This is a genomic window from Sphingomonas tabacisoli, assembly GCF_042678385.1.
Taxonomy (GTDB): domain Bacteria; phylum Pseudomonadota; class Alphaproteobacteria; order Sphingomonadales; family Sphingomonadaceae; genus Sphingomonas_B; species Sphingomonas_B tabacisoli.
This window is the reverse complement of record NZ_JBHUDY010000001.1, coordinates 873095-894804: the sequence shown is the minus strand read 5'-3', so window position 1 is coordinate 894804 and position 21710 is coordinate 873095. Positions and strand designations below refer to the sequence as shown.

The 21710-nt window shown below is 65.9% G+C and carries 21 protein-coding genes and 1 tRNA gene; 8 read left to right on the top strand and 14 right to left on the bottom strand.

The window, feature by feature from the left end; all coding sequences use genetic code 11:
- Positions 1-2 precede the first annotated feature (2 nt).
- The gene (locus tag ACFSCW_RS04935) at positions 3-254 is read left to right on the top strand and encodes a hypothetical protein (RefSeq protein WP_380887481.1); all 252 of its coding nucleotides are present in this window, start codon (positions 3-5) and stop codon (positions 252-254) included.
- Here ACFSCW_RS04935 and ACFSCW_RS04930 read toward each other — a convergent pair.
- Positions 251-4270 (bottom strand): hypothetical protein, encoded by a 4020-nt coding sequence (locus tag ACFSCW_RS04930; RefSeq protein WP_380887479.1) that lies wholly within the window; start codon positions 4268-4270, stop codon positions 251-253. The two genes, ACFSCW_RS04935 and ACFSCW_RS04930, sit on opposite strands and share 4 nt — an antisense overlap.
- Positions 4271-4584: 314 nt before the next feature.
- Here ACFSCW_RS04930 and ACFSCW_RS04925 point away from each other — a divergent pair, with 314 nt between their 5' ends.
- Positions 4585-5370 carry a thioesterase family protein gene (locus ACFSCW_RS04925; protein WP_380887477.1) on the top strand — a complete coding sequence of 262 codons (786 nt, stop codon included), beginning with the start codon at positions 4585-4587 and terminating at the stop codon, positions 5368-5370.
- A gap of 35 nt (positions 5371-5405) precedes the next feature.
- On the opposite strand, the gene ACFSCW_RS04920 is transcribed toward ACFSCW_RS04925, so the two are convergent.
- The 10 genes from ACFSCW_RS04920 to hrcA form a co-directional block, all read right to left on the bottom strand.
- Positions 5406-6044, bottom strand: a complete 639-nt coding sequence (locus tag ACFSCW_RS04920) for an NAD(P)H-binding protein (protein WP_380887475.1) — start codon at positions 6042-6044, stop codon at positions 5406-5408.
- Between the two features lie 14 nt (positions 6045-6058).
- On the bottom strand, positions 6059-6412 hold the full coding sequence (locus tag ACFSCW_RS04915) for a GreA/GreB family elongation factor (RefSeq protein ID WP_380887473.1): 354 nt from the start codon (positions 6410-6412) through the stop codon (positions 6059-6061).
- A gap of 428 nt (positions 6413-6840) precedes the next feature.
- On the bottom strand, positions 6841-7299 hold the full coding sequence (locus ACFSCW_RS04910) for a PA2169 family four-helix-bundle protein (RefSeq protein WP_380887471.1): 459 nt from the start codon (positions 7297-7299) through the stop codon (positions 6841-6843).
- 407 nt (positions 7300-7706) lie between these two features.
- Positions 7707-7781, bottom strand: a tRNA-Thr gene (locus ACFSCW_RS04905).
- Positions 7782-7952: 171 nt separating this feature from the next.
- Entirely contained in the window at positions 7953-9734 is a 1782-nt protein-coding gene (locus tag ACFSCW_RS04900; protein ID WP_380887469.1) for an aminopeptidase P family protein, read from the bottom strand.
- A 72-nt stretch (positions 9735-9806) separates the two neighbouring features.
- On the bottom strand, positions 9807-10187 hold the full coding sequence (locus ACFSCW_RS04895) for a hypothetical protein (protein WP_380887467.1): 381 nt from the start codon (positions 10185-10187) through the stop codon (positions 9807-9809).
- A gap of 92 nt (positions 10188-10279) precedes the next feature.
- Positions 10280-11914, bottom strand: coding sequence for a CTP synthase (locus tag ACFSCW_RS04890; protein ID WP_380887465.1), 1635 nt, complete (start codon positions 11912-11914; stop codon positions 10280-10282).
- A 73-nt stretch (positions 11915-11987) separates the two neighbouring features.
- Complete coding sequence (gene secG / locus ACFSCW_RS04885; protein ID WP_380887463.1) at positions 11988-12365, bottom strand: preprotein translocase subunit SecG; 378 nt, start codon at positions 12363-12365, stop codon at positions 11988-11990.
- Between the two features lie 190 nt (positions 12366-12555).
- The gene (gene grpE / locus ACFSCW_RS04880; protein ID WP_380887461.1) at positions 12556-13101 is read right to left on the bottom strand and encodes a nucleotide exchange factor GrpE; all 546 of its coding nucleotides are present in this window, start codon (positions 13099-13101) and stop codon (positions 12556-12558) included.
- Complete coding sequence (hrcA, locus tag ACFSCW_RS04875) at positions 13098-14135, bottom strand: heat-inducible transcriptional repressor HrcA (protein ID WP_380887459.1); 1038 nt, start codon at positions 14133-14135, stop codon at positions 13098-13100. Before hrcA ends, grpE begins: the two co-directional genes overlap by 4 nt.
- A gap of 135 nt (positions 14136-14270) precedes the next feature.
- Between hrcA and rph the strand changes: the two genes are divergently transcribed.
- From rph to hemW, 3 genes are read left to right on the top strand one after another with little or no spacing between them, the layout of a single operon-like run.
- Positions 14271-14975 (top strand): ribonuclease PH, encoded by a 705-nt coding sequence (rph, locus tag ACFSCW_RS04870; protein ID WP_380887457.1) that lies wholly within the window; start codon positions 14271-14273, stop codon positions 14973-14975.
- A complete protein-coding gene (rdgB, locus tag ACFSCW_RS04865; RefSeq protein WP_380887455.1) occupies positions 14972-15592 on the top strand; it encodes an RdgB/HAM1 family non-canonical purine NTP pyrophosphatase in 621 nt (206 codons plus the stop codon). Before rph ends, rdgB begins: the two co-directional genes overlap by 4 nt.
- Positions 15589-16707, top strand: a complete 1119-nt coding sequence (gene hemW, locus ACFSCW_RS04860; RefSeq protein WP_380887453.1) for a radical SAM family heme chaperone HemW — start codon at positions 15589-15591, stop codon at positions 16705-16707. The genes rdgB and hemW overlap by 4 nt, the downstream gene beginning before the upstream one ends.
- Here the strand turns inward: hemW and ACFSCW_RS04855 are convergent.
- Positions 16704-17894 carry a penicillin-binding protein activator gene (locus tag ACFSCW_RS04855; RefSeq protein ID WP_380887451.1) on the bottom strand — a complete coding sequence of 397 codons (1191 nt, stop codon included), beginning with the start codon at positions 17892-17894 and terminating at the stop codon, positions 16704-16706. The genes hemW and ACFSCW_RS04855 overlap by 4 nt on opposite strands.
- Positions 17895-17906: 12 nt before the next feature.
- Here ACFSCW_RS04855 and rsmI point away from each other — a divergent pair, with 12 nt between their 5' ends.
- From rsmI to gshB, 3 genes are read left to right on the top strand one after another with little or no spacing between them, the layout of a single operon-like run.
- On the top strand, positions 17907-18746 hold the full coding sequence (rsmI, locus tag ACFSCW_RS04850; RefSeq protein ID WP_380887449.1) for a 16S rRNA (cytidine(1402)-2'-O)-methyltransferase: 840 nt from the start codon (positions 17907-17909) through the stop codon (positions 18744-18746).
- Positions 18739-19092 (top strand): YraN family protein, encoded by a 354-nt coding sequence (locus tag ACFSCW_RS04845; protein WP_380887447.1) that lies wholly within the window; start codon positions 18739-18741, stop codon positions 19090-19092. The genes rsmI and ACFSCW_RS04845 overlap by 8 nt, the downstream gene beginning before the upstream one ends.
- Positions 19093-19110: 18 nt before the next feature.
- On the top strand, positions 19111-20067 hold the full coding sequence (gene gshB, locus ACFSCW_RS04840) for a glutathione synthase (protein WP_380887445.1): 957 nt from the start codon (positions 19111-19113) through the stop codon (positions 20065-20067).
- A 93-nt stretch (positions 20068-20160) separates the two neighbouring features.
- Here the strand turns inward: gshB and ACFSCW_RS04835 are convergent, their stop codons facing one another.
- Together ACFSCW_RS04835 and fsa are read right to left on the bottom strand one after the other, a co-directional pair.
- Positions 20161-21036, bottom strand: a complete 876-nt coding sequence (locus tag ACFSCW_RS04835; protein WP_380887443.1) for a tyrosine recombinase XerC — start codon at positions 21034-21036, stop codon at positions 20161-20163.
- The gene (gene fsa, locus ACFSCW_RS04830) at positions 21033-21686 is read right to left on the bottom strand and encodes a fructose-6-phosphate aldolase (protein WP_380887441.1); all 654 of its coding nucleotides are present in this window, start codon (positions 21684-21686) and stop codon (positions 21033-21035) included. Before fsa ends, ACFSCW_RS04835 begins: the two co-directional genes overlap by 4 nt.
- Positions 21687-21710: the final 24 nt, after the last annotated feature.

Here is a 21710-nt window from a genome sequence, read left to right as displayed (position 1 = left end):
GAATGCAAGTCGGCGTCCAGTTCACCGGCACCCTTCAGGGGAATCAGACCGCCCAATGGTTCACCCATAGCTGGAATCCCGACTGGCACGTGATCTGGACATTCGTGCCGGTCACGGTGCGCACCGGCGCTCCAGAGATCGAATGGTCGGTCGCAAGCGAGCGCGCCACATCTGGCGTGACTTACTGGCTGACCGTGCGCAACCTGACGCCGACCCCGGTCGACTTCGAAGGCCGCTACGCGATCGTAAACTAGGCGCTCGCCCTGGTCGTTCGCAGCACGCTTCCAATGAGCGCGGGCGCGCCGGCCGCCATCAGCGAGATAAGCGCCGTCAGCTCCTGGCCCGATTGAGCCGAGGCGAGGCCGAGCATCAAGACCAGCGCCGGCAACGCGATCGCCATGGGAAGCTTGATGCTCGACCAGGCACTCTTCGGTTGCCGCGCCCGCCAGGCAGCCAGCGTGTCCGGCCGCTCGGTCTGCCGGATGAAAATGGCGAAGCTCTTGTTCATCAGGCGCGGAGCCGGGTCGAGGATGATCAGGCCGCGCCGGACAAGGGACTGGAGCGCGACCGCCTTGCGCATGTTCACGAACCCGCCCCGCGCGATCGCATCGAGCACCACGCGCTCCGGAAGCGACGAGGCCGCCCAGCATTGCTCGTAATATTCGATCAGGTTGGAACGCATGAAATCGACCGCCGCCGCTTCCGTGACCGGGTCGATCGCCCGCGCCCATGCGGCGATCAGCGGCCGGTAGTGCGACTGATAGAGGCTCGCGTCGATAGGATAATATCCAGCCGGCTCGGGCTGTAGATTTGCGGAGCTATGGTCGCCGATCACGCCGTCGATGACGGTCCCGGGCAGCCATCTGAGCTCCTCCGCCAATCGCCGGCACTCCGGCGGAAGGCCGAGATCGCCCGGACCCAATTTGTCGATCGGCGCGAAGGAGAAAGTCGTGAAATCCTGGAACAGCCGCGCCCAGCGCAATTCCTCGCGCATCGAGTCGCGCACCTCGTCCGTTTCCTCGTGCGTGCCGAACGCGTCGAGAATCCGCTCGAGCGGCGACATCTCGGCAATGACCACCAGGCTCGCCAGGCAATTCGAGGCGTTTGGCGACAGCGCATCCGCGGCCCGCTCCAGATAGGCGAGCGCGGCGCGCCGCCTTTTGGCGTCGCGCAGGACCAGCTCCAGTCCGATCACGACTAGCCGCGCGGGGGCGCCGTTCGGCAGGCACGTCCAGGGCTTCGGCGCGACCGAAACGCCGGTGCGCTGCGCATCGTCGAGCAGAGCGTCCGGGACGCCGAGAAGCTCGGAGGCAAGATCGACGATGATCGCCACGGAGCCGTCGCACACCGCAGCCCGCACCGCACGCTGCGGGGCCACCAGCATGGACTTGCGGGCGAGCTTCAGCCGATTGCCGTCGCGGGCCTGCGAAACGCGGCCGAGGAGCAATGTCGGCCAAGTGACGGCGTCGAGCGGAATCCCGAATCCCGTCAGCGCCCATAGAGCCTGATAGACGACTGCATAGATCATTCCGGCCAGCAGGAGCGCGAGAATGGCGATCGCGCCCCAGGAATAAGGATCGTGAAGCCATGCGGATCGCGGGCGAACGCCGGTTCGAGCCGCAATGGGCTGCTTGTCGTCGGGCGAGGCGCAATACCAATCCGCGGCAGGAGGCGAACGGCAGATCATCACCGGCTCCGTCGCAAGCTGCGTCTGCATTTCGCGCGCGAATCCCGCGACGGTCCAGTCGGGACGGATGGCCGTTTCGGCGGCGGGCACCGGATGGTCGGGCCAGGGCGCGAACGCGTCCCGGATCGGCGCCGGCATGCTTCCGGGCGCAGCCGACCGAACCACGTCCTGAAGCGCGGATATGCTGCGCGCCCGGCCGAGGACGCCCATCGCAGCCGCATCGGCACGGCGCAGATCGGTCAAGTGCGCGGAGAGCTGGCGGGAATCGGACCAGAAGGCGGTCATCGGCGCCGCGGCGATACAGGCGAGCATTGCAAGCGCGTAGCGGCGATAGGCGCGCTCAGTTTCCAGTGTGAGCCGCAGGCGCTTGGGGTCGGCATCGGCGGCGGAGTCTGCGCTTGGCTCCAGGCCCTCCGCGACATGGCGGCCGAGCTTGCGAAACTGCCAGCCGCATATCAGCACCGCGGCAGCGACGGCGACGACGGGCGCCAATATCCCTACCAACAGCGACCACGCGCCGATCAGCACCGCAGCCGCGATCAGGATCGGCGTGTTCTTCCGATACGTCTCCTCGAGCACGGCGCAGGGCCAGATGCGCTTCCATCGCCCCCGGCGTCCCAGCAGCAGCCACAGGGCAAGCGGCATCGCCGCGATGTTCACGCCCGCCCATAGTCCCAGCGCGCGGGATGCGGTGCCGGCAGCTATGCGATCGGCATCGTCCACCGGAAAATAGACCAGAACGGCCCAAGGCGAATCCGGAATGGCCGCCGCGGCAAAGCTCGCCACCCTGCCGTCATAGCGGCGTGGGAACATGATCGTCGGCGGATTGGCCGGCGCTCCGACGGCCGAGCCGTTCGCGCGCGCCTGTCCCTTGCGGAGTGCCTGAACGATTTCGTTCGGCGCGCGGATTTGATCGGCGAAGTTCTCGATCATGGCGCGCCCGCTTTCCTGGTGAAAGATCACGGGCAACCGCTCGTCCGAAGTGTCGACGACCAGGAACCGGTGGAATGGCGGGAGCACCGGCGCGACCAGCGAGGGAAGGAAGGTCGACGCAAGGAAATAGCACCGCCGGGCCGGTGGCGGACTGCCGGAAGCGGGAGACGCGCTCGCGTCCATGTTGCAAGCGTCGGTGGGGCCGGCCGCCTCGCGCTCGATCAACGCCGTTTTCTTCACGCCATCCGTCTGGGCGCGGACCTCGGTCAGGACAGCCGTGGCGCCGGGCTCGGTCATCGCGCGTTGGACAAGCGCGCGAAAATAGGGCCGCGCGCTGATATCCGTCGCGGGCGGAAGATCGATCAGGCCGCACCCGCGTTCCGGATTCCGGCCCCCGGCGTCGAAGTGCCCCGATTCGAACAGCTCCGGAAGCGGGCCGTTGCTGCGCGCCGCCTGCGGTTCTCCACCGCGGCACCGTTCGGCCGCTGCCCTGAAAGCCTTCACATCCTGCCCGGTAGAGACGGCAATGTCGGCGGCGAGGCGTGCCGCCTCATGGCCGGCGCTGTGGCGCTCATACATCGCCTCGCCGACGAACAGCACGGCGAGCGTGGCAAGCGCCGCCGCCGCATACATGCCGAACAGGATGGCGAGGACTTCGGCCGAGCTGAGCGACTCGGTGCCGCCGATCAAGAGCAATCGAAGGACGGGAATCAGTGCGATCGCGATCAAAACTGCCAGGCCGAATCCCATCAAGGCGAGCGGCGGCGGCCTCAGCCAATTGTCCCTGAGCGTGGAGGCCGGCATCAGGCCGATCGCGTAGAGCTGGCAACCGCCAAGGCTCGTCGGCGGCGCTTGCGGTTTTGCGGCATCGAGGGGCTTGGTGCCGGGACAAGGCCGCCCGGAGGCGTCGGCAACCCGGAACGGCCGGACATAGGCAAAATATTCCGCGTCCGCGATCTGGACACGCGCTGCGCCTGGAGCCGAATCCAGCGTTACGGCAGGCGCGTCTCCTGACACCGGTTTGTCCGTGAGCGCGCTTTGCACCAATGTTCTGGCGAAGCCGCTCACGATCGTCATCGGAGGCAGCTTGGCGACCGGCAGACGGCCGGTTCCGAATTGCTCCAGAACCGACTGATCCGGCGCGACGATCAGCAGGTTCAAAAACTCCGCTCCCGACCGATCGAGCCCCACGAGCTTTTGCAGCGAAGCCTCCGCTGCATAGCAAGGTTGGCGCGCATTCTCGACCCGCACCACGACGTGATAGAGCGTTCCCTGCCCGGCAAGCTGGCCCTGTTGGAACAGGCCATCCTGCATCGGCGCACCCGGCGGACTCGTCGCCGCGCAATCCGCCACGGACGCTATCTTGATCGCCCCGAAATCCGGATGCGACACCGTGATGCCCATGTCACCGGGCTGGCGCGCGCGTGCGATCTCACGCGCCGTGCGCGGCCATCGCTCCAGATTGCGCGCGATGATTTCCAGGCTGGCGGCGTTGCGCTGGTGAATGCTGCCGACCAGGGCCTGGCTGTTGATCAGGTAAGCAGCCGCAAAGGCGAGCAGGATCGCGCCGATCAACACCCCGACGATCCACCCGAGCTTCCCCAGCGGCGTCGAACGCGATTGTTCCGACGGGCGGACGGCGCTTACCATCGCGCAGCCCATATGATCAGGCAGCGACGATATGCGGGACTTGCGCGGGCCGGTGACACCATCGCGTCGTCTCCCCCGTTCATGCTCGCACGGGGCGCGCGGAAAGACAGCCACGACACTCGTGCATCTTGGTTCGGCCGTGCGTCGGCCAAGCAACCAAGTCGAAGCAATATACCCGCTTTCGCCGCTATCGCGAAATGCGGGATGTCCGCGAAAAGCAGGTGCCGCCGCTACTCGTCCTTGGGACGATGCGTCAGTTTTGAAGGAGCGTCGAAACTGGAGCGTCGGCCCAGCTTCGAGCTATAGCCGCGGGCATGAGCGAAACTGCCTATGTCATAGACGGCACCACGGTGACCACGACGACGCTTGCCGCCGGCCCGTGGGACCCGCGGCTGCAACATGGCGGTGCGCCGTCGTCGCTCGCGGCATGGGCTGCCGAGCAGGTTCCGACACAAGCGCCGATGCGGATCGCGCGCGCGACCATCGACCTGTTTCGCCCCGTGCCTGTGGCCGATCTCGGCATCGACACGACCGTGTTGCGGGAAGGCCGCAAGATCCAGCTCGTGCAGGTGCGGTTGCTTGCAGGCGACGCAGAGGTCGTGCGCGCGACGATCCTGAAGGTTCGAACGGTGGACCAGCCGCTGCCCGGCGAAGTGCGGATGCCGCCTTTGACCGAAGCGATGCCGGAGCAAGTTGCAGGCGTTGGAATGGGCATCCCGGCATCGACGGAGAACTTCGGCGCGAACTTCGAAATCCGCCGCATCCAAGGCGGCTTCAGCGAGCCCGGACCGGGAAAAGTCTGGTTCCGGCAGCATCGGGCGCTGATCAGCGGCCAACCGCTCTCGCCGGCGATGAGAGCGGTTGCGGTCGCGGACTTCTCCAATGGCATTTCGGCCTTGCTGCCTTTTGCCGAGTGGACGTTCATTAACGGCGACCTGACCGTCAGCCTGGCGCGCGAGCCGGTGGGGGAGTGGATTTACTCGGAAGCGGAAACCTGGGCCGCGCCGGACGGCATCGGCAGCGCGACCGCACGGTTGGCCGACCGCCACGGCTTCTTCGGCCAGGCGATTCAGTCCCTGGTTCTGGAGCGGCGCGGCTAACGGTTCATCAAACCCCGATGCAGACCAACTGTCTGCTAACCCGCGAGGTCTGACCCGCCAATAATCTCTCGCGTATGAGCGATATGGACGCCCGCCCCGGGCGCTCCCACAAGCTGTACTATCGCATTAGCGACGGCCGCCGCGGGAACCGCTGCATATTGCTCAAGCCGTCCCCGAAGCAGCGGATTGAGGATCGGCATCGCGGCCTGCGCGAGGCGCTCCGCTACCCGCCGCTCCGCGCGATCGCCGAGCAGCAGCCCCGGCCGAATGATGTCCAGCCGCTCGAAGCCGAGGCCGCGGACCGCCTCCTCCACCTCGCCTTTGACGCGCAGATAGAATGCGCGGCCGCCTGCTCCGACGGAGCTCATCAAGATGAACTGTCGCGCTCCGTTGTCTCTGGCGGAACGCGCCACCGCGAACACGTAGTCCTGATCTACACGCCGGAAGGCGGCTTGCGATTCGGCCTTTCGAATGGTCGTGCCGAGACAAGAGATGCCGACGTCGACATCGACCGGCCCGACCGTGCCTGCAGGATCGGCCACGAGCGCGTCGAAGTCGATTGTGCGGTCACGAGGCCTCGTCGGAGCACGCACCAAACTCGAGAGTTCGACATCCGGTCGCCTTGCCAGGGCGTCGGCAACGAGGCTGCCGACCAGCCCGGTGCCGCCCGCCATCAGAACGCGGACGGTCATGGGCGCGGCTCGCAAATCTTCAAAATGTCCACGCCCTCGCCGAACGCGATCCGCTCTCCCTCGGTGGCTCCCATCAGCGCTCGGGCAAGCGGGGCGGAGAATGCAATGCGCCCCGTCGCGGCGTCGGCCTCATCGTGTCCGACGATCTCGATCATGCGTTCACGCCCGGCGATGCGAACGAGCACGCGGGAACCAAAGGCGACCTCGTCGGAGGGAGGCGGCGGCGCGTCAAGCGCGGTCACCTGCCGTGTGTGCCAGTAGCGAAGTTCGCGGGCGATGGACTCGCGGGCCTCTTCCTCGCCTGCATCGGCAAGGCGCGCCTCCAGCGACGCCACGCGCTCGTCGATCAACTGCCGTCCCCTTGCCGTAACATAGTTGGGACCCGTCGGAATCGGCAGCTCGAACCTCGGCTCCCTATGCTCTTCGTCGCTGTCGCGCCTGAAAGCTACGCTCACAGCCTTCTCCGTCGGCCAGAAATCATGATGCAGGACCGCAAGCGTAACACCGCAGCTTTGCGGGCGTTAGCCGCAACTTGCGAGACAATGCCGGCAGCGCAGCAGCATCGCCGTTCTCACGCTTGTCATGGCAATGGGACGTTTCTGGGGCCTCGCGGCCGATCCGACCCCGTGGCGGGAGCTCCAGCTGGAGATGGCTCCGCCTGCTGCAGGCAGAGTCTCGAAGTCGCGGATCGCAACGTTTGTCGCCCCGCTTGGCTCTGAATTGATGAATGCCGGACGTCGCCGGCGCCCGCCGACGACGTCTCGCACTCAGGAACCTGTCAGCGCGCGCCTTCCAGCGCATGCTTCAGATCACGCACACGGTCGTGGCCACGCCGGACGGACTCGTATGCGCGTTGGATGGCGGCGCGCGTTTCGGTCGAGAGATCGTCCGCCGCGAGCGCGTCCTCGAACTTGCTCTTGATGTGATCCTCGCCGCGCTCGACCTCGTCGATAACCGCCTTATCGTCGCGACCGGTGATAGATGACTTCAGGTCAACGAAGGTGCGATGCGCTGCAGCAAGAGCAGTGCCGTCTTCCTCAGGCTTGCCGCCCAGCCGCGCGACTTCGGATTGCAAAACGGGAATCGCCTGCTCGCGATCGCGTGCCAAGTCCAGGAACAAATCGCGGAACTGGGATCCGCTCACGGCATCAGCCGATTCCTTGTAGCCTTTGATGCTGTCGATCATCGTCGCGACGAGCGAATTAAGCGTAGATACGTCTGTGTTTGAACCAAACATTCGTCTCTCCTTTGCAGGCTGACAACGCTCCGGGGATGCAAAGGTCCCACCGGGCGGTGACTGCAGGGACCCCACACGATGAGCCTGGGCATCATTGCCGAACGCGATTGCAGTTTATGCAACCGGAATCTCTACCTATGCACTTGAAAATGCCATTGCTGCAGTGCACAAGGAAGTTGCCTTTCAGGCATCCTCTCCTATAAACTTTTCAGGGCCGGCGTTCGCGTCGGCCTTTCTTTTGTCCTGGCCGATGTGACACGCGCGGAGCGCCATCGTTGCGCCGAACGAAAAGATATTGGAGCGGAGCGCGCCGGTGGGCCGGCATTGGCGTTTCGGATCGTTCGGGGATCGAGCGGCCGACGCGCTCTCCCCGCCTTGCACCTAACCGAACGATTTCGATGCGTTAATGGTGCTGCCGGTGAGGATTGAACTCACGACCTCAGCCTTACCAAGGATGCGCTCTACCACTGAGCTACGGCAGCACTGGCCCGCGGGCGAGGCGCGCACTTGGGCGAGGGGGCGATGCTTGTCAAGGCGTTGCGAAGCGCGTTAGCGCACGCCCATGTCAAAGAACGACGAACGCGAACGCCGGCTCGCCGAGGCGCTGCGGGAGAATCTGCGCAAGCGGAAAGCGCAGGCGCGTGCCGAGCCACCTAAAGCGGACGACACGCCTCCTCCAGCCAAGCCCTGACTTCGCCCTCGAGCTGAGGACCGATCTTTTCGACGACCTGCGCATGATAGGCGTCGAGCCAAGCGCGCTCCTTCTCGGTCAGCATGTCGGCCGCGATCAGCCGCCGGTCGATTGGGGCGAAAGTGAGCGTTTCGAAGCCCAGCATCTCACGCTCGGCCCCCGGCACGTCCTTCGGCACGACCAGCACCAGATTCTCGATGCGGATGCCGTATTCGCCGCCTTTGTAATAGCCGGGCTCGTTCGACAGGATCATGCCGGCCGCGAGCGGCTCGTCGCCGCCGCCGAAGGTCGCAATGCGGGCGGGGCCTTCGTGCACCGAGAGATAGCTGCCAACGCCGTGTCCGGTGCCGTGGGCATAGTCCAGGCCAGCTTCCCACAGCGGCCGGCGGGCGAAGGCGTCGATCTGCTGGCCACGCGTGCCCTTGGGGAAAAGCGCCGTCGCGATCGCGATATGGCCCTTCAGCACGCGCGTGAACCGGTCGCGCATTTCAGGCGTAGGCTCGCCGACTATAACGGTGCGAGTAATATCGGTCGTGCCGTCGCGATACTGGCCGCCTGAATCGACCAGATAGATGCCGTTCATCGTGATCGGCAGGCTCGATTCGTCGGTCACGCGGTAGTGCGGTATCGCCGCGTTCGGGCCGGCGGCGGAAATGGTGTCGAACGACAGGTCCTCGAGCACGCCGGTCTCGTCGCGGAAAGCGCGCAGCTTTGCCGCCGCGCTCATCTCGGTGAGGCCGCCTTTTGGCGCCGCGATCGACAGCCAGTGGAGGAAGCGCACGATCGCCGCGCCGTCGCGTGCCTGCGCAGCCTGGTGGCCGGCGATCTCGACCGGGTTCTTGAGTGCCTTGGCGAGCACGGCCGGATCGCGAAGCTGGATCGTCTGCGCCCCACCCTTCTCCAGCCGCTCGAATATCGCGGCGACCGCCCGCTCCGGATCGACCGCGACGCGCTTGCCCGCAAACCCCGCGAGTGCCTTGGGGAACTCGGCGCGGTCGTGCAGGCGGACTGCATTGCCCAGATGCTTGGCGACGTCCTCGCCGATCTTTTCGGGCTGGACGAACAGATCGGCGGTGCCGTCGCGGTTCACCAGCGCATAAGCGAGCGCGACGGGGGTGCGTTCGACGTCCTTGCCGCGCACGTTGAACGTCCAGGCGATCGAGTCGAGGGCGGAGAGCACGACCGCGTCGGCCTTCTTCGCCGCCAGCCAGTCGCCGATCTCGGCGCGCTTTTCGGCCGAGTTCTTGCCGGTGAATTCGTCGGGCTGCACGACAAGCCGTGCGCGCGACGGCTCGGGCCGGTCGGGCCAGACCGCGTCGACCGGGTTGGTATCGACCGCGACCAGCTCGGCGCCCTTTTCGGCCAGCGCGCTGGTCGCCGCCTCGACCCAGGCGCGGGTGTGCAGCCAGGGATCGTAGCCGATACGCGCACCGTTCGCGGCATGCTCACCGAGCCAATCGGAGACCGACGTTTCGGGCACGGAAACATAGGCCCAGTGCTTAGGATCGACCTGCTCGCGAACCTGAAGGGTGTAGCGGCCATCGATGAAGATCGCCGCTTCCTCGGGCAGCACCACCGCCGTTCCCGCCGAGCCCTGAAAGCCCGTCAGCCAAGCCAGCCGCTGGGCATAGGCGCCGACATATTCGGACATATGCTCGTCGGTCAGCGGAACGACGAAGCCGTCCAGCCGGTCGCGCTTCAGCTGCTCGCGCAGCGCCTGGAGACGCGCTTCATAGGTGGACATGAGGCACTCCTCTCGAACTCTATGGAGTGCATGTAGCAAGCCCGTCCCCGCGAGGGGAGAGGCCTGTTTTCCTTACTTGCCGGCAGGCGCGAAATTTTCGTTCGACTCGCTGCCGCTCATCTCACGGTTTTGCGAGCTGCCCATGCCGGTCGATCCGGTCTCGCTCTGCTGCCCGATCTTGCTCGATCCCTGCTGGCTAAAGCTGAAGGCGCCCGCACCCTGCCCGCTTTGTGACTGGTCCTCGCCGCCCTGCATCAACTGCCGGTGCATGCACTGCTTCGCCCGTTCGGCGAGCTGCCGCTGCATCTGCTGCGCCTGCTCGAAGAACTGGCGCAGTTCGCCATTCGGCGAGTCCTGAATGTATTTCCGGCAATTATCCGCGCCTTTCAGCGCATGGTAGAGCACCGCGACGACGTCATAGGTTTCGTCGCGCGCGCCGGTCTGGCCTTCCATATCTTCCTCCTGAATGCAGCGGCGCAGACGCACGCCGCTGCGGGGGGTCGAACGGAGTGGAAGGCCGGGCGTTCCGGCCGTTACGCCCGCGATCAGACCAGCCGGCTCTGCTTTACCGCGGCTTCGACGAAGCTTGCAAAGAGCGGGTGGGGGTCGAATGGTTTGGACTTCAGCTCGGGGTGGAACTGGACGCCGACGAACCAGGGATGATCCGGCCGCTCGACGATTTCGGGTAACGCGCCATCAGGGCTCATGCCACTGAAAATCAGGCCGCCCTTTTCCAGCGCGTCGCGATAATGGACGTTGACCTCGTAGCGGTGGCGGTGGCGCTCGCTGATCTCACGGCCGCCGTAGATCGATTCGACCACGCTGTTGCCGGTGAGCGCCGCGGGATAGGCGCCGAGCCGCATGGTGCCGCCCAGATCGCCGTTCGCCTTGCGCTTCTGCAACCCTTCCTTCGACATCCACTCGGTGATCAGGCCGACGACCGGCTCGTCGGTCGGGCCGAACTCCGTAGTCGAGGCCTTTTCGATGCCCGCGACGTTCCGCGCCCCTTCGATGCAGGCCATCTGCATGCCGAGGCAGATGCCAAAGAATGGGACGTTGCGCTCGCGGGCGAACTTCACGCTGGAAATCTTGCCCTCGGAGCCGCGCTCGCCGAAGCCGCCGGGGACGAGGATGCCGTGCATCGGCTCCAGTTTCGTCGCGACTTCGTCCTCATGCTCGAACAGCTCGGCGTCGAGCCACTGGATGTTGACCTTCACACGATTGGCAATGCCGCCGTGGACCAGCGCTTCGTGGAGCGACTTATAGGCGTCCGGCAGGCCGACATATTTGCCGACCACGCCGATCGTCACTTCGCCTTCCGGATTCTCAAGCCGGTCCATGATGTCGCTCCAGCGCGACAGGTTCGGCGAGGCCGGCGGCGTCTCGATGCCGAAGGCGCGCAGCACTTCGCGGTCGAGGCCTTCCGCATGATATTGGAGGGGCACGCCATAGATGCTCCTGGCGTCGAGCGCCGGGACGACCGCTTCTTTCCGCACGTTACAGAACAGCGCGATTTTAGCGCGCTCGCTCTCCGGCAGCGGATGCTCGCAGCGGCAGACCAGCACGTCCGGCTGAATGCCGAGCGCGGTCAGCTCGCGCACGCTATGCTGGGTAGGCTTGGTCTTCAGCTCGCCGGCGGCGGCGATGTAGGGAACGAGCGTCACATGGACGAATACGGTGTTTTCGCGGCCAAGGTCGTTGCGGAGCTGGCGAACCGCCTCGATGAACGGCAGCGATTCGATGTCGCCGACGGTGCCGCCGATCTCGCACAGCACGAAATCGAGATCGTCGACCTCGGTCTGGGCAAACGCCTTGATCGCGTCGGTGACGTGCGGGATCACCTGCACGGTCGCACCCAGATAGTCGCCGCGCCGCTCGCGCTGGATGACGGTCTGATAGATGCGGCCGGACGTCACGTTGTCAGACTGTCGGCTCGGCACGCCGGTGAAGCGCTCGTAATGGCCGAGGTCGAGGTCGGTCTCCGCCCCGTCGTCGGTCACATAGACTTCGCCGTGCTGATACGGGCTCATCGTGCCCGGATCGACGTTCAAATAAGGATCGAATTTCCGGATCCGGACGCGGTATCCGCGCGCCTGCAAAAGGGCAGCGAGCGACGCCGCCATCAAGCCTTTGCCGAGCGAAGAGACCACGCCGCCGGTGATAAAAATATACCGCGCCATGGGAGACAAGGCTTAGCCGCGGGAATCGGGCGGGGGCAAGCGTTATTCCCCGCCCGGGCGATCGGCCAACGCGTTACTTGGTCGCCGGTGCAGTCCCGTTCGTGGCGTTGCCTGCCGCCTGACCGGCCGCTGCTGCGAGCGGATCGTTGGGCGTGGTGGTCGGAGCCGTGATCGGCGCGGGCGCAGCCTGGCCCGTCGCGGCCGAAGCGTCGATCTTGCCGGTGCGCTGATTAAGCGAAGCGATGGTCGCCAAAGCAATGCAGCATAGGATGAACATCGTCGCCAGGATCGCCGTCGCGCGGGTGAGGAAGTCTGCCGCGCCGCGCGCCGACATCAAGCCGGACGGGCTGCCGCCGCCGGTCAGGCCGCCACCTTCCGAGCGCTGCATCAGAATGACGGTGACGAGCGACGCCGCGATCAGCGCCTGCACGACAAGAAGGAAGGTGAACATGACTGGCTTTCGATTCCTAAAGTGGCGCGCGCCTTAGCGACTCGCTGCCATCTTATCAAATAAAGCTCCTAAACTCCGTTCGACCTGAGCTTGTCGAAGGCCTTCCTTGTTCTTCTGCAACTGGTGCGAGCAGGAAGGTAGGGCTTCGACAAGCTCAGCCCGAACGGAGTTGGGGAGGATCACCGGGGCGTTATGCCCCAACCTGCTCCGCAGCCTTCGCCACGCCGACCAGCGCCGGGCGTAGCAGACGGTCGCGGATCATGTAACCGGCCTGCATTTCCTGCACGATCGTGCCGGGCTCCGCATCGGCGGTGGGCAGCTCGATCATCGCCTGGTGGCGATTCGGATCGAGCTTTTCGCCGAGAGACGAAATCTTGGTGATCCCGTTGCGCTCGAACACGCCCGCGAGCTCGCGGCCCGTGGCTTCGAGGCCGACCACAAGACTCTTGAACCGTTCGTCTTCGCGCAGATCATTCGGGATAGCCTGCAGCGCACGCTCCAGATTGTCCGCAACACTCAGCATGTCGCGCGCAAAGCCGGTCGCCGCATAGGCGCGCGCGTCCTGCGCGTCTTTCTCCAGTCGCCGGCGCACATTCTGCGTCTCCGCCTGCGCGTAGAGCGCGGCGGCCTTGGCCTCGGCCAGCTCTGCTTCCAGCGCCTGCAACCGATCATGCTCCGCCACTTCCGGAGCTTCAGTCGCCGTTTCTTCGCGAACCGTGTTGTTCTCGTCCATCATCCCATCAATCTCGAAAGCGTTTGTGCCGTGAAGTCCACCATTGGGACCACCCGCGCATAATTCAACCGTGTCGGTCCGATCACCCCCACAACGCCCACGACCCGCCCATCGCTCCCCCGATAGGGCGACGCGATGACCGATGAGCCGGACAAGGCGAACAGCTTGTTCTCCGAACCGATGAAGATCTTGGTCGCAGCGCCCTCGGCGGCGCTGTCGAGCAGTCGGGCGATTTCCTGCGCTTCCTCAAGCTCTTCGAGCAATTGCCGAACGCGCTCTAGATCGGCCGCAGCGGCATCCAGCAGGTGCGACTGGCCGCGCACGATCAACACAGGGCGCCGATCCCCGTCCTCGGACCAGACGGCGAGACCGCGCTCGACCAGATCTTGCGACGCCTGATCCAGCCGCGCCCGGCCACGCCTGATCTCGCTCGCCAGCCGCGCCCGCGCCTCGCCGAGCGTTAGGCCGGCGAGCTGGTCGCTGACGAAATTGGCCGCTTCGACCAGCGCCGAAGGCGGGGTGCCCGGCGGGATGGCGATCACCCGATTCTCGACGCTGCCGTCCTGCCCCACCAGCACGGCCATTGCCTGGTCGCGCGACAGCGGGACGAAGCCGATCTGGCGCAGCCGCGGTTCGCGCTTGGGCACCATGACGACGCCGGCGCAGGCGGAGAGGTCGGAGAGCGCCGCACTCGCCGCCGATAGCGCGTTCTCGATCGGGCCGCCGTGAAGCTGCCGCTCGATCAGCCGCCGTTCGTCTGCCGAGGGTTCGGCCGCCTGCATGATCGCGTCGACGAACAGCCGCAGCCCCTGCTCCGTCGGCATCCGCCCGGCGGAGATATGCGGCGCGGAAAGCAAGCCCGCTTCCTCCAGATCCTGCATCACGTTGCGGATAGAGGCGGGCGACAAATTGAACCCGCCGACTTTCGAGATGGTGCGCGACCCGACAGGGGTGCCTGTGCCCAAATACGATTCGACCACCACGCGAAACACTTCGCGCGCCCGGTCGGACAGTTCGGCGATCGGCTGAGTGGCCATGGTACGGGAGATGTAGGGAATCTGTTCTTTTTCGTCACCCCGGACTTGATCCGGGGTCCACCTGCCTTATCGGGCCTTCACAAGAATACGGTGGATCCCGGATCAAGTCCCGGGATGACGAAAGGAATTTACTGAATGCGACCCTCAGGCCGCGCGCCCGATCAGATGCGCGCCATCACTATCGAACCCAATTTCACGCGTCACGCCGAAGGCTCCGTGTTGATCGGCTTTGGCGACACCAAGGTGCTGGTGACCGCCAGCGTCGAGGAACGCGTGCCGCCGTTCCTGCGCGGCAAGGGCGAAGGCTGGGTGACGGCCGAATACGGCATGCTGCCGCGCGCGACGCACACCCGCGGGAGTCGCGAGGCAGCCAAGGGCAAGCAATCGGGCCGTACCCAGGAAATCCAGCGTCTGATCGGTCGCTCGCTCCGCGCGGTTGTGGACCTGAAGGCCTTGGGCGAGCGCCAGATCACGATCGATTGCGACGTGATCCAGGCGGATGGCGGCACCCGCACGGCGTCGATTTCCGGCGCCTGGGTGGCGCTTCGTATGGCTGTCGACAAGCTGGGCCTGCCCGCCGATCCGATCCGCTCGCAGGTCGCGGCAGTGAGCTGCGGCATCTATGAGGGAACTCCCGTCCTCGACCTCGATTATCCCGAAGACAGCTCCGCTCACTGCGACGGGAATTTCGTGCTGACCAACGACGGCAACATCATCGAGGCGCAAGTGACTGCCGAAGGCGCCTGTTATGACGAGGAAGGCTTGCTCCGCCTGCTCCGCCTCGCCCGCATCGGCTGCGCCGAAATCTTCGCCGCCCAAGCCAAGGCCGTGGGACGTTGAACTATCAAGACAATCGCAAACTTGAGCCCGGCCGGCTGGTCGTCGCCACGCACAACCAGGGCAAAGTGAAAGAGCTGAAGGCGCTGCTCCAGCCTTATGGCATGGAACTGGTTTCGTCCAAGGAACTCGACCTGCCCGAGCCCGAGGAGACCGGCACCACTTTCTTCTTCAACGCCGAGCTGAAGGCGATAACAGCGGCCGACCTTTCGGGCCTGCCCGCAATTGCCGACGACAGCGGCATCTGCGTCGAGGCGCTGAACGGCGAGCCTGGCGTCTACACCGCGAACTGGGCGGAGACGGAGAACGGCCGCGACTGGACGCTGGCGATGGGCAAGGTCGAGGATGCGCTGGCGTTGCTCGGCCCGGAGGTCAGCCGCTCCGCCTATTTCGCCTGCGTGCTATCGGTGGCGTGGCCGGACGGCCATATCGAAAGCTTCGAAGGCCGGGTTGACGGCACACTGGTCTGGCCGCCGCGCGGGGATAAGGGCTTCGGCTACGATCCGATGTTCGTGCCGCTGGGTTATGACCAGACCTTCGCCGAAATGGAGCCGGAGGCGAAGCACGCGATCAGCCACCGCGCGGTGGCATTCGAGAAGCTAAGGGCAGCGCTTCTTTGAGCGAAAGCCCCCTCGCCTTCTATATCCATTGGCCGTTCTGCGTTTCCAAATGCCCCTATTGCGACTTCAACTCTCACGTCCGGAGCGAAGTCGATCAGGACCAATGGCGCGAAGCGCTGCTCGCCGACCTCGCCCATGAAGCGGCGCTGACGCCGGGCCGGCCGCTTTCCTCGATCTTCTTCGGCGGCGGCACGCCTTCGCTGATGCCGCCGCAGACCGTCGCCGCACTGATCGAGGCGGCCGAGCGGCACTGGGGCTTCGCGCCCGACATCGAGATCACGCTGGAAGCCAATCCCTCCTCCGTCGAGGCTGAGCGATTCGGCGATCTCGCCCGCGCCGGCGTCAATCGCGTTTCATTAGGGCTGCAGGCGCTCGACGATGCCGCCCTCGCCTTTCTCGGCCGCGCCCATTCGCTGACCGAGGGCCTGCTGGCGCTGGATACCGCACAGACTTCGTTCGACCGGGTCAGCTTCGACCTGATCTATGCCCGGCCGGGCCAGTCCCTAAAGGATTGGGAAGCCGAGCTACGGCGCGCCCTAGGCTTCGGGACCGGCCATCTGTCGCTATATCAGCTCACCATCGAACCAGGCACGCGTTTCGCCGCGCTCGCTGGCAAAGGCGAGCTGGCCGAGATGGACCCTGATTTTGCCGCCGACCTGTTCGAGCTGACCCGCGCAACCACGAAGGAGGCCGGCCTTCCCGCCTACGAAGTCTCCAACCACGCCCGCCCCGGGGAGGAGAGCCGGCATAACCTCACCTATTGGCGCTATGGTGACTATGTCGGCGTGGGTCCGGGCGCGCACGGCCGGCGGCTCAACCGTGCGAGCTTCCGCCGCAAGAAGCCGGAGAATTTCCTGGCGGCGATCACCCGCAACGGCCACGGCATCGAGAGCGAAGACGTGCTGTCTCCTGCGGTGCGGGCGAGCGAGGCGCTTCTGATGGGGCTGCGGTTGGAAGAAGGCGTGGAGCTCGCGCGGCTGGCGGAGGCGATCGACCGGAACGCGCTCGCCCGTCTGCGGAAACATGGCCTGCTCACGAACGAATCGGAGCGGCTACGCGCCACCCCCGCCGGCATGCTGGTGCTGAACAGCCTGCTCGCGGAGCTGGCCGCCTAGTCCTCGAACCGACCCGGCGGCGCGCTCACCACCGTTAGCCCGCCCGGCCCGACCTGCTGCACTTCCAGCGCCCGGTCCACGACGCCGTCGCGGCGGAAGCGGAACGGGCCGTCGATGCCCGTGAAACCGCCTTCATCCATCAGCCGAGCGATCGGGAAATCGCTCCCGACCTGCCACCCCTGCGCGATGCGCGAGACCAACAGCACCGAATCATAGCCCATCGAAGCGATCCGGTATGGCCCGGTGCCGTAGCGCAGCCGATATTTGGACGAGAGCTGCCGATAGAGGTTGTCCGAAACGCTGGCGAACCAGGCGCCGTGGAGCGGCGTCAGGCCGGCGATACCGGTCTCCGTATTCCACAGCTCGGTGCCGAGCACCTTGGCAATCGGCGCGCTTTTGCGCAGCAGCACGACGGCCTGCGCTGCGTTGCGGGCGCTGTCGGCGATCAGCACGGCGTCATAGGGCGAGGCGCCGTTGAGCTTGGTGACAGCGGCGGCGATGCCGCCCTTGCTGCGGTCGAAGGTCTGCAGCGAGGTGACTTGCCCACCGGCCGCTTCGACCGAGCGCAGCAAGGCGTTCGCCGCGCGCTGACCGTAAACGCCGCTGGGCGTCAGGCCGGCAAACTTGCTGATGCCCTTCGAGCGGGCGAAGCGGACGACGCGGTCGATCGACTGGGCAGGCGTGTAGCCCATCACGAACGTGCCGTTTCCGGCGACGCTGGTGTCGTTCGAAAAGCTGATCAGCGGCACGTGCGCGCGCTGAGCAACCGGCGCGACCAGTTTGACGTCGTCGGCGAGCAGCGGCCCCAGGATCAGCTTGTTGCCTTCCGCGACCGCCCGATTCGCAGCAGCGGCGGGTCCCGTCGCGGTATCGTAGAAGGTAATGCGGATGCGCTTGCCGCCAGTATCCAGGACAGCGAGATTCGCGGCGTTCGCGATCGACTGACCGACCGCAGCATTCGCGCCGGACAGCGGGACCAGCAGCGCGATGCGATGACGATTCTGATCCTCCGGCAGCTCAGGCCCGATCGGCCGCGGCGTCTCGACGGCGGTGGGCGGCGGGGGCGGCGCTACCGGTCCGCGACGCGGGCCGGACACGCAGGCGGCGAGTGTCAGCAGCCCGGCGACCGTGCCGAGTCGTGCTACTCTTCCGACCCAAGGTTGCGGCGCGGTCGCTGCCTCTGCCATGACGATCCTTACATGCAAGAAAAGCTGAAACCCGGCCTCTATATTGTCGCGACGCCGATCGGCAACCTGTCCGATTTGTCGCCGCGCGCTGCCGACATCCTCGCTCGAGCCGATGTGCTCGCGGTGGAGGACAGCCGCGTGACGGCGAAACTTCTGCATCATATCGGCGTCAGGCGGCCGATGGTTCCCTATCACGACCATAATGCCGATCGCGTCCGCCCCGATCTGATCGCGCGCATGGCAGGCGAAGCGGTGGCGCTGGTCTCGGATGCGGGGACGCCCCTGATCTCCGATCCCGGCTACAAGCTGGTCCGCGATGCGCGCGCAGCGGGCGTGGCAGTGACGACGATTCCGGGCCCGAGCGCCGCAGTCGCTGCGCTGACTCTCGCGGGCCTGCCGACCGATCGGTTCCTGTTCGCCGGCTTCCTGCCGAACAAGGCCAAGGCGCGCGCGGACGCGATCGCGGAGCTGGCCAGCATTCGGGCGACGCTCGTCTTCTACGAGTCAGGCCCACGCCTCGGCGCCGCGCTTCAAGCTCTCGCCGAAGGGCTAGGGCTTCGCGAGGCGGCCGTGGCGCGCGAGATCAGCAAGGCGTTTGAGGAGACCGTCACCGGTACGCTAGATGAACTGGCTGGGCGCTACGCCGAGGCACCGCCCAAGGGTGAAATCGTCATCGTCGTGGCGCCCGCGGGAGAAGCGCCGCCTGCCGCCGCCGATGACATCGAGGCCGCCCTTCGCGACGCGCTCAAGCGCCTGCCGCCAGCGAAGGCTGCAGGCGAAGTCGCAAAGGCGTTCGGCGCCGACCGGAAGGCGCTCTACGCTCAAGCGATGGCGTTGAAATCGGATGCGTGACCGCAAGCGCGCGGAACGCCGCGGACGTGTCGGCGAATCGCTCGCCGCGCTGTGGCTCAACCTCCAGGGCTGGAGCGTGATCGCGCGGCGCGTGCGCACGCCCGTCGGCGAGATCGACCTGGTGGCCCGGCGCGGCCGCACCACCCTGTTCGTCGAGGTGAAGACTCGCGCCACTGGCACGGAGCTGGATTTCGCGATCGACGAATACCGTCTCTCTCGCGTCGCCTCCGCCGCGCAACTGCTAGCGGCGCGCTATGGTCGTCCCGGCGACGATCTGCGGATCGACGTGATCCTGCTTGCGCCCTGGTCGCTGCCTCGCCACATCCGCAACGCCTGGGTCGGCTGACCCGCCGGGAGGATGACGATGAGCCTACGTGTCGCCGTGCAGATGGACCCGATTGAGGGCATCAACATCGCCGGCGATTCAAGCTTCGCGTTGATGCTGAAGGCGCAGGAACGCGGGCATAAAGTCTGGCACTACACGGCGGATCGGCTGAACTATCGCGACGGCCGCGTCTGGACCGAGGCTCATCCGGTCGAGGTGCGACCCGAGCCCGGTAATCACTACAGCTTCGGCGAGCCCGCCAAGATCGACCTCGGCCGCGACGTCGACGTGGTGCTGATGCGGCAGGACCCGCCGTTCGACCTCGGCTATATCACCGCCACGCATTTGCTCGAGCGGATTGCGGACGAGACTTTGGTGGTGAACGACCCCGCCTCCGTCCGCAACGCGCCCGAAAAGGTGTGGGTGCTCGATTTCGCCCGCTTCATGCCGCCGACGCTCGTCACCCGCGACCTCGACGAGGTGCGCGCCTTTCTCGCCGAGCATGGCGAGATCATCGTCAAGCCGCTGCACGGAAATGGCGGCAAGGCGATCTTCAAGGTCGGCCGCGACGGTGCGAACCTCTCCTCGCTTATCGAGGTGTTCAACACCGCCTATCGCGAGCCGCACATGGTGCAGGCCTTCCTTCCCGGCGTGGCGAGCGGCGACAAGCGCATTGTGCTGGTGGACGGCGAAGTGGCCGGTGCGGTCAACCGCATCCCCGGCGAAGGCGAGATTCGCTCCAACTTGGCGGTGGGCGGCAAGGCGGCGAAGACCGATCTCACCCCGCGCGAGCTGGAAATCTGCGAAGCGCTCGGGCCGGAGCTGAAGCGGCGCGGCCTGTTGTTCGTCGGCATCGACGTGATCGGGGGCGAATGGCTGACCGAGATCAACGTCACCTCCCCCACCGGCATCGTTGCGATCGACCGCTTCAATGGCACCGATACCGCCGGCCTGATCTGGGACGCGATCGAACGAAAGGTTGCCGCGCGGCGCTAGATCTCTCCGCCGTCATTGCGAGCGCAGCGAAGCAATCCAGTGCAGTGACCGGCCAATGGATTGCTTCGTCGCTGCGCTCCTCGCAATGACGGTTCAAGCGCGGGGATGGGCGTTGCGATAGACGTCCATCAGGTGCGCGGCATCGACGGCGGTGTAGATCTGCGTGGAGCTGAGACTTGCATGGCCAAGCAGCTCCTGCAGCGCGCGCAGATCCACGCCGCGCCCGAGCAGGTGCGTCGCGAAGCTGTGGCGGAGGGCATGCGGCGTGGTGCGGTCCGATAGGCCGAGCCGGCCGCGCGCGCGCCGCACCGCGCGCCTGATCTGCGACGGCTCCAGCGGCCCGCCACGCGCGCCTCGGAACAATGCGATATCCTTCGCAGGCGGATAGGGACAGGCCGCGACATACGCCTCGATCGCTTCGCGCACTTGCGGCAGCAGCGGCACGATCCTCGTCTTGTTGCGCTTGCCGGTCACGCTGAGCGTTTGCCCCAGTGGCAGCGCCGCACCGGTCAGGCCCATCGCTTCGCCGATACGCAAGCCGGCCCCGTAGAGCAGCAGCAGAACCGCCAGGTCGCGCGCGCCGGTCCAGCCTTCGCGTTCTTCCGCCACATCCTCGGCGAGCGCGATCGCCTCGGCCGGAGAGACCGGGCGCGGCACGCCCTTCTTGACCTTGGGGCCGCGCAGCTTGGGCGGCTCGGCGCCGACGAAGTTCAGGAAGGTCCGCACCGCCGACAGCTCGCGCGCGGCCGAGGCATTGCCGATCCCGTCATTGCGTCGATCGGCGAGAAAGGCGCGGAGATCGGCGACGCCGATGGTCTTCAGCAGTGCGGTATCGACTTCGCGTCCGTGATGTTCGCGCAGGAAATCGACCAGGCGCTCGGCCGTCGCCTCATAAGCCCGCACCGTATGCACCGAGCGCCGCCGGTCGCGGCGGAGATGATCGGCGAAGTCGGCGGCGAGCGAGGTCAACCGATCTTCTGTCCCGTCTTCGCCCAGTCAGCGAGGAAGCCTTCGATGCCCTTGTCCGTCAACGGGTGGTTGAACAATTGGCGGATGACGGCGGGCGGCGCCGTCATCACGTCGGCGCCCAGCTTCGCCGATTCGAGCACATGGATCGGATGGCGGACGCTCGCGACCAGGATTTCTGTGCCGAAATCGTAATTGTCGTAGATCAAGCGAATGTCGCTGATGAGCTGCATGCCGTCGAAGCCGACATCGTCGTGGCGGCCGACGAAAGGCGAGATGAAAGTGGCGCCGGCCTTGGCCGCCAGCAGCGCCTGGTTGGCCGAAAAGCAGAGCGTGACGTTCACCATCGTGCCGTCGCTGGTCAGCTTGCGGCAGGTCTTGAGACCATCGAGCGTCAGCGGCACTTTCACCGCTACGTTGTCGGCGATCTTCCGGAGGACTTCCGCTTCCTTCATCATCGTGTCGTGATCGAGCGCGACGACTTCGGCCGAGACCGGGCCCGGCACTATCGCACAGATTTCCTTCACGACATCGAGGAAGTCGCGGCCGGCCTTGTGGATCAGCGACGGATTGGTGGTGACGCCGTCGAGCAGACCCGTTTCGGCGAGTTCGCGGATGTCGTTGGTGTCAGCCGTATCGACGAAGAATTTCATATTCGGTCCTGCTGTATCACGTCA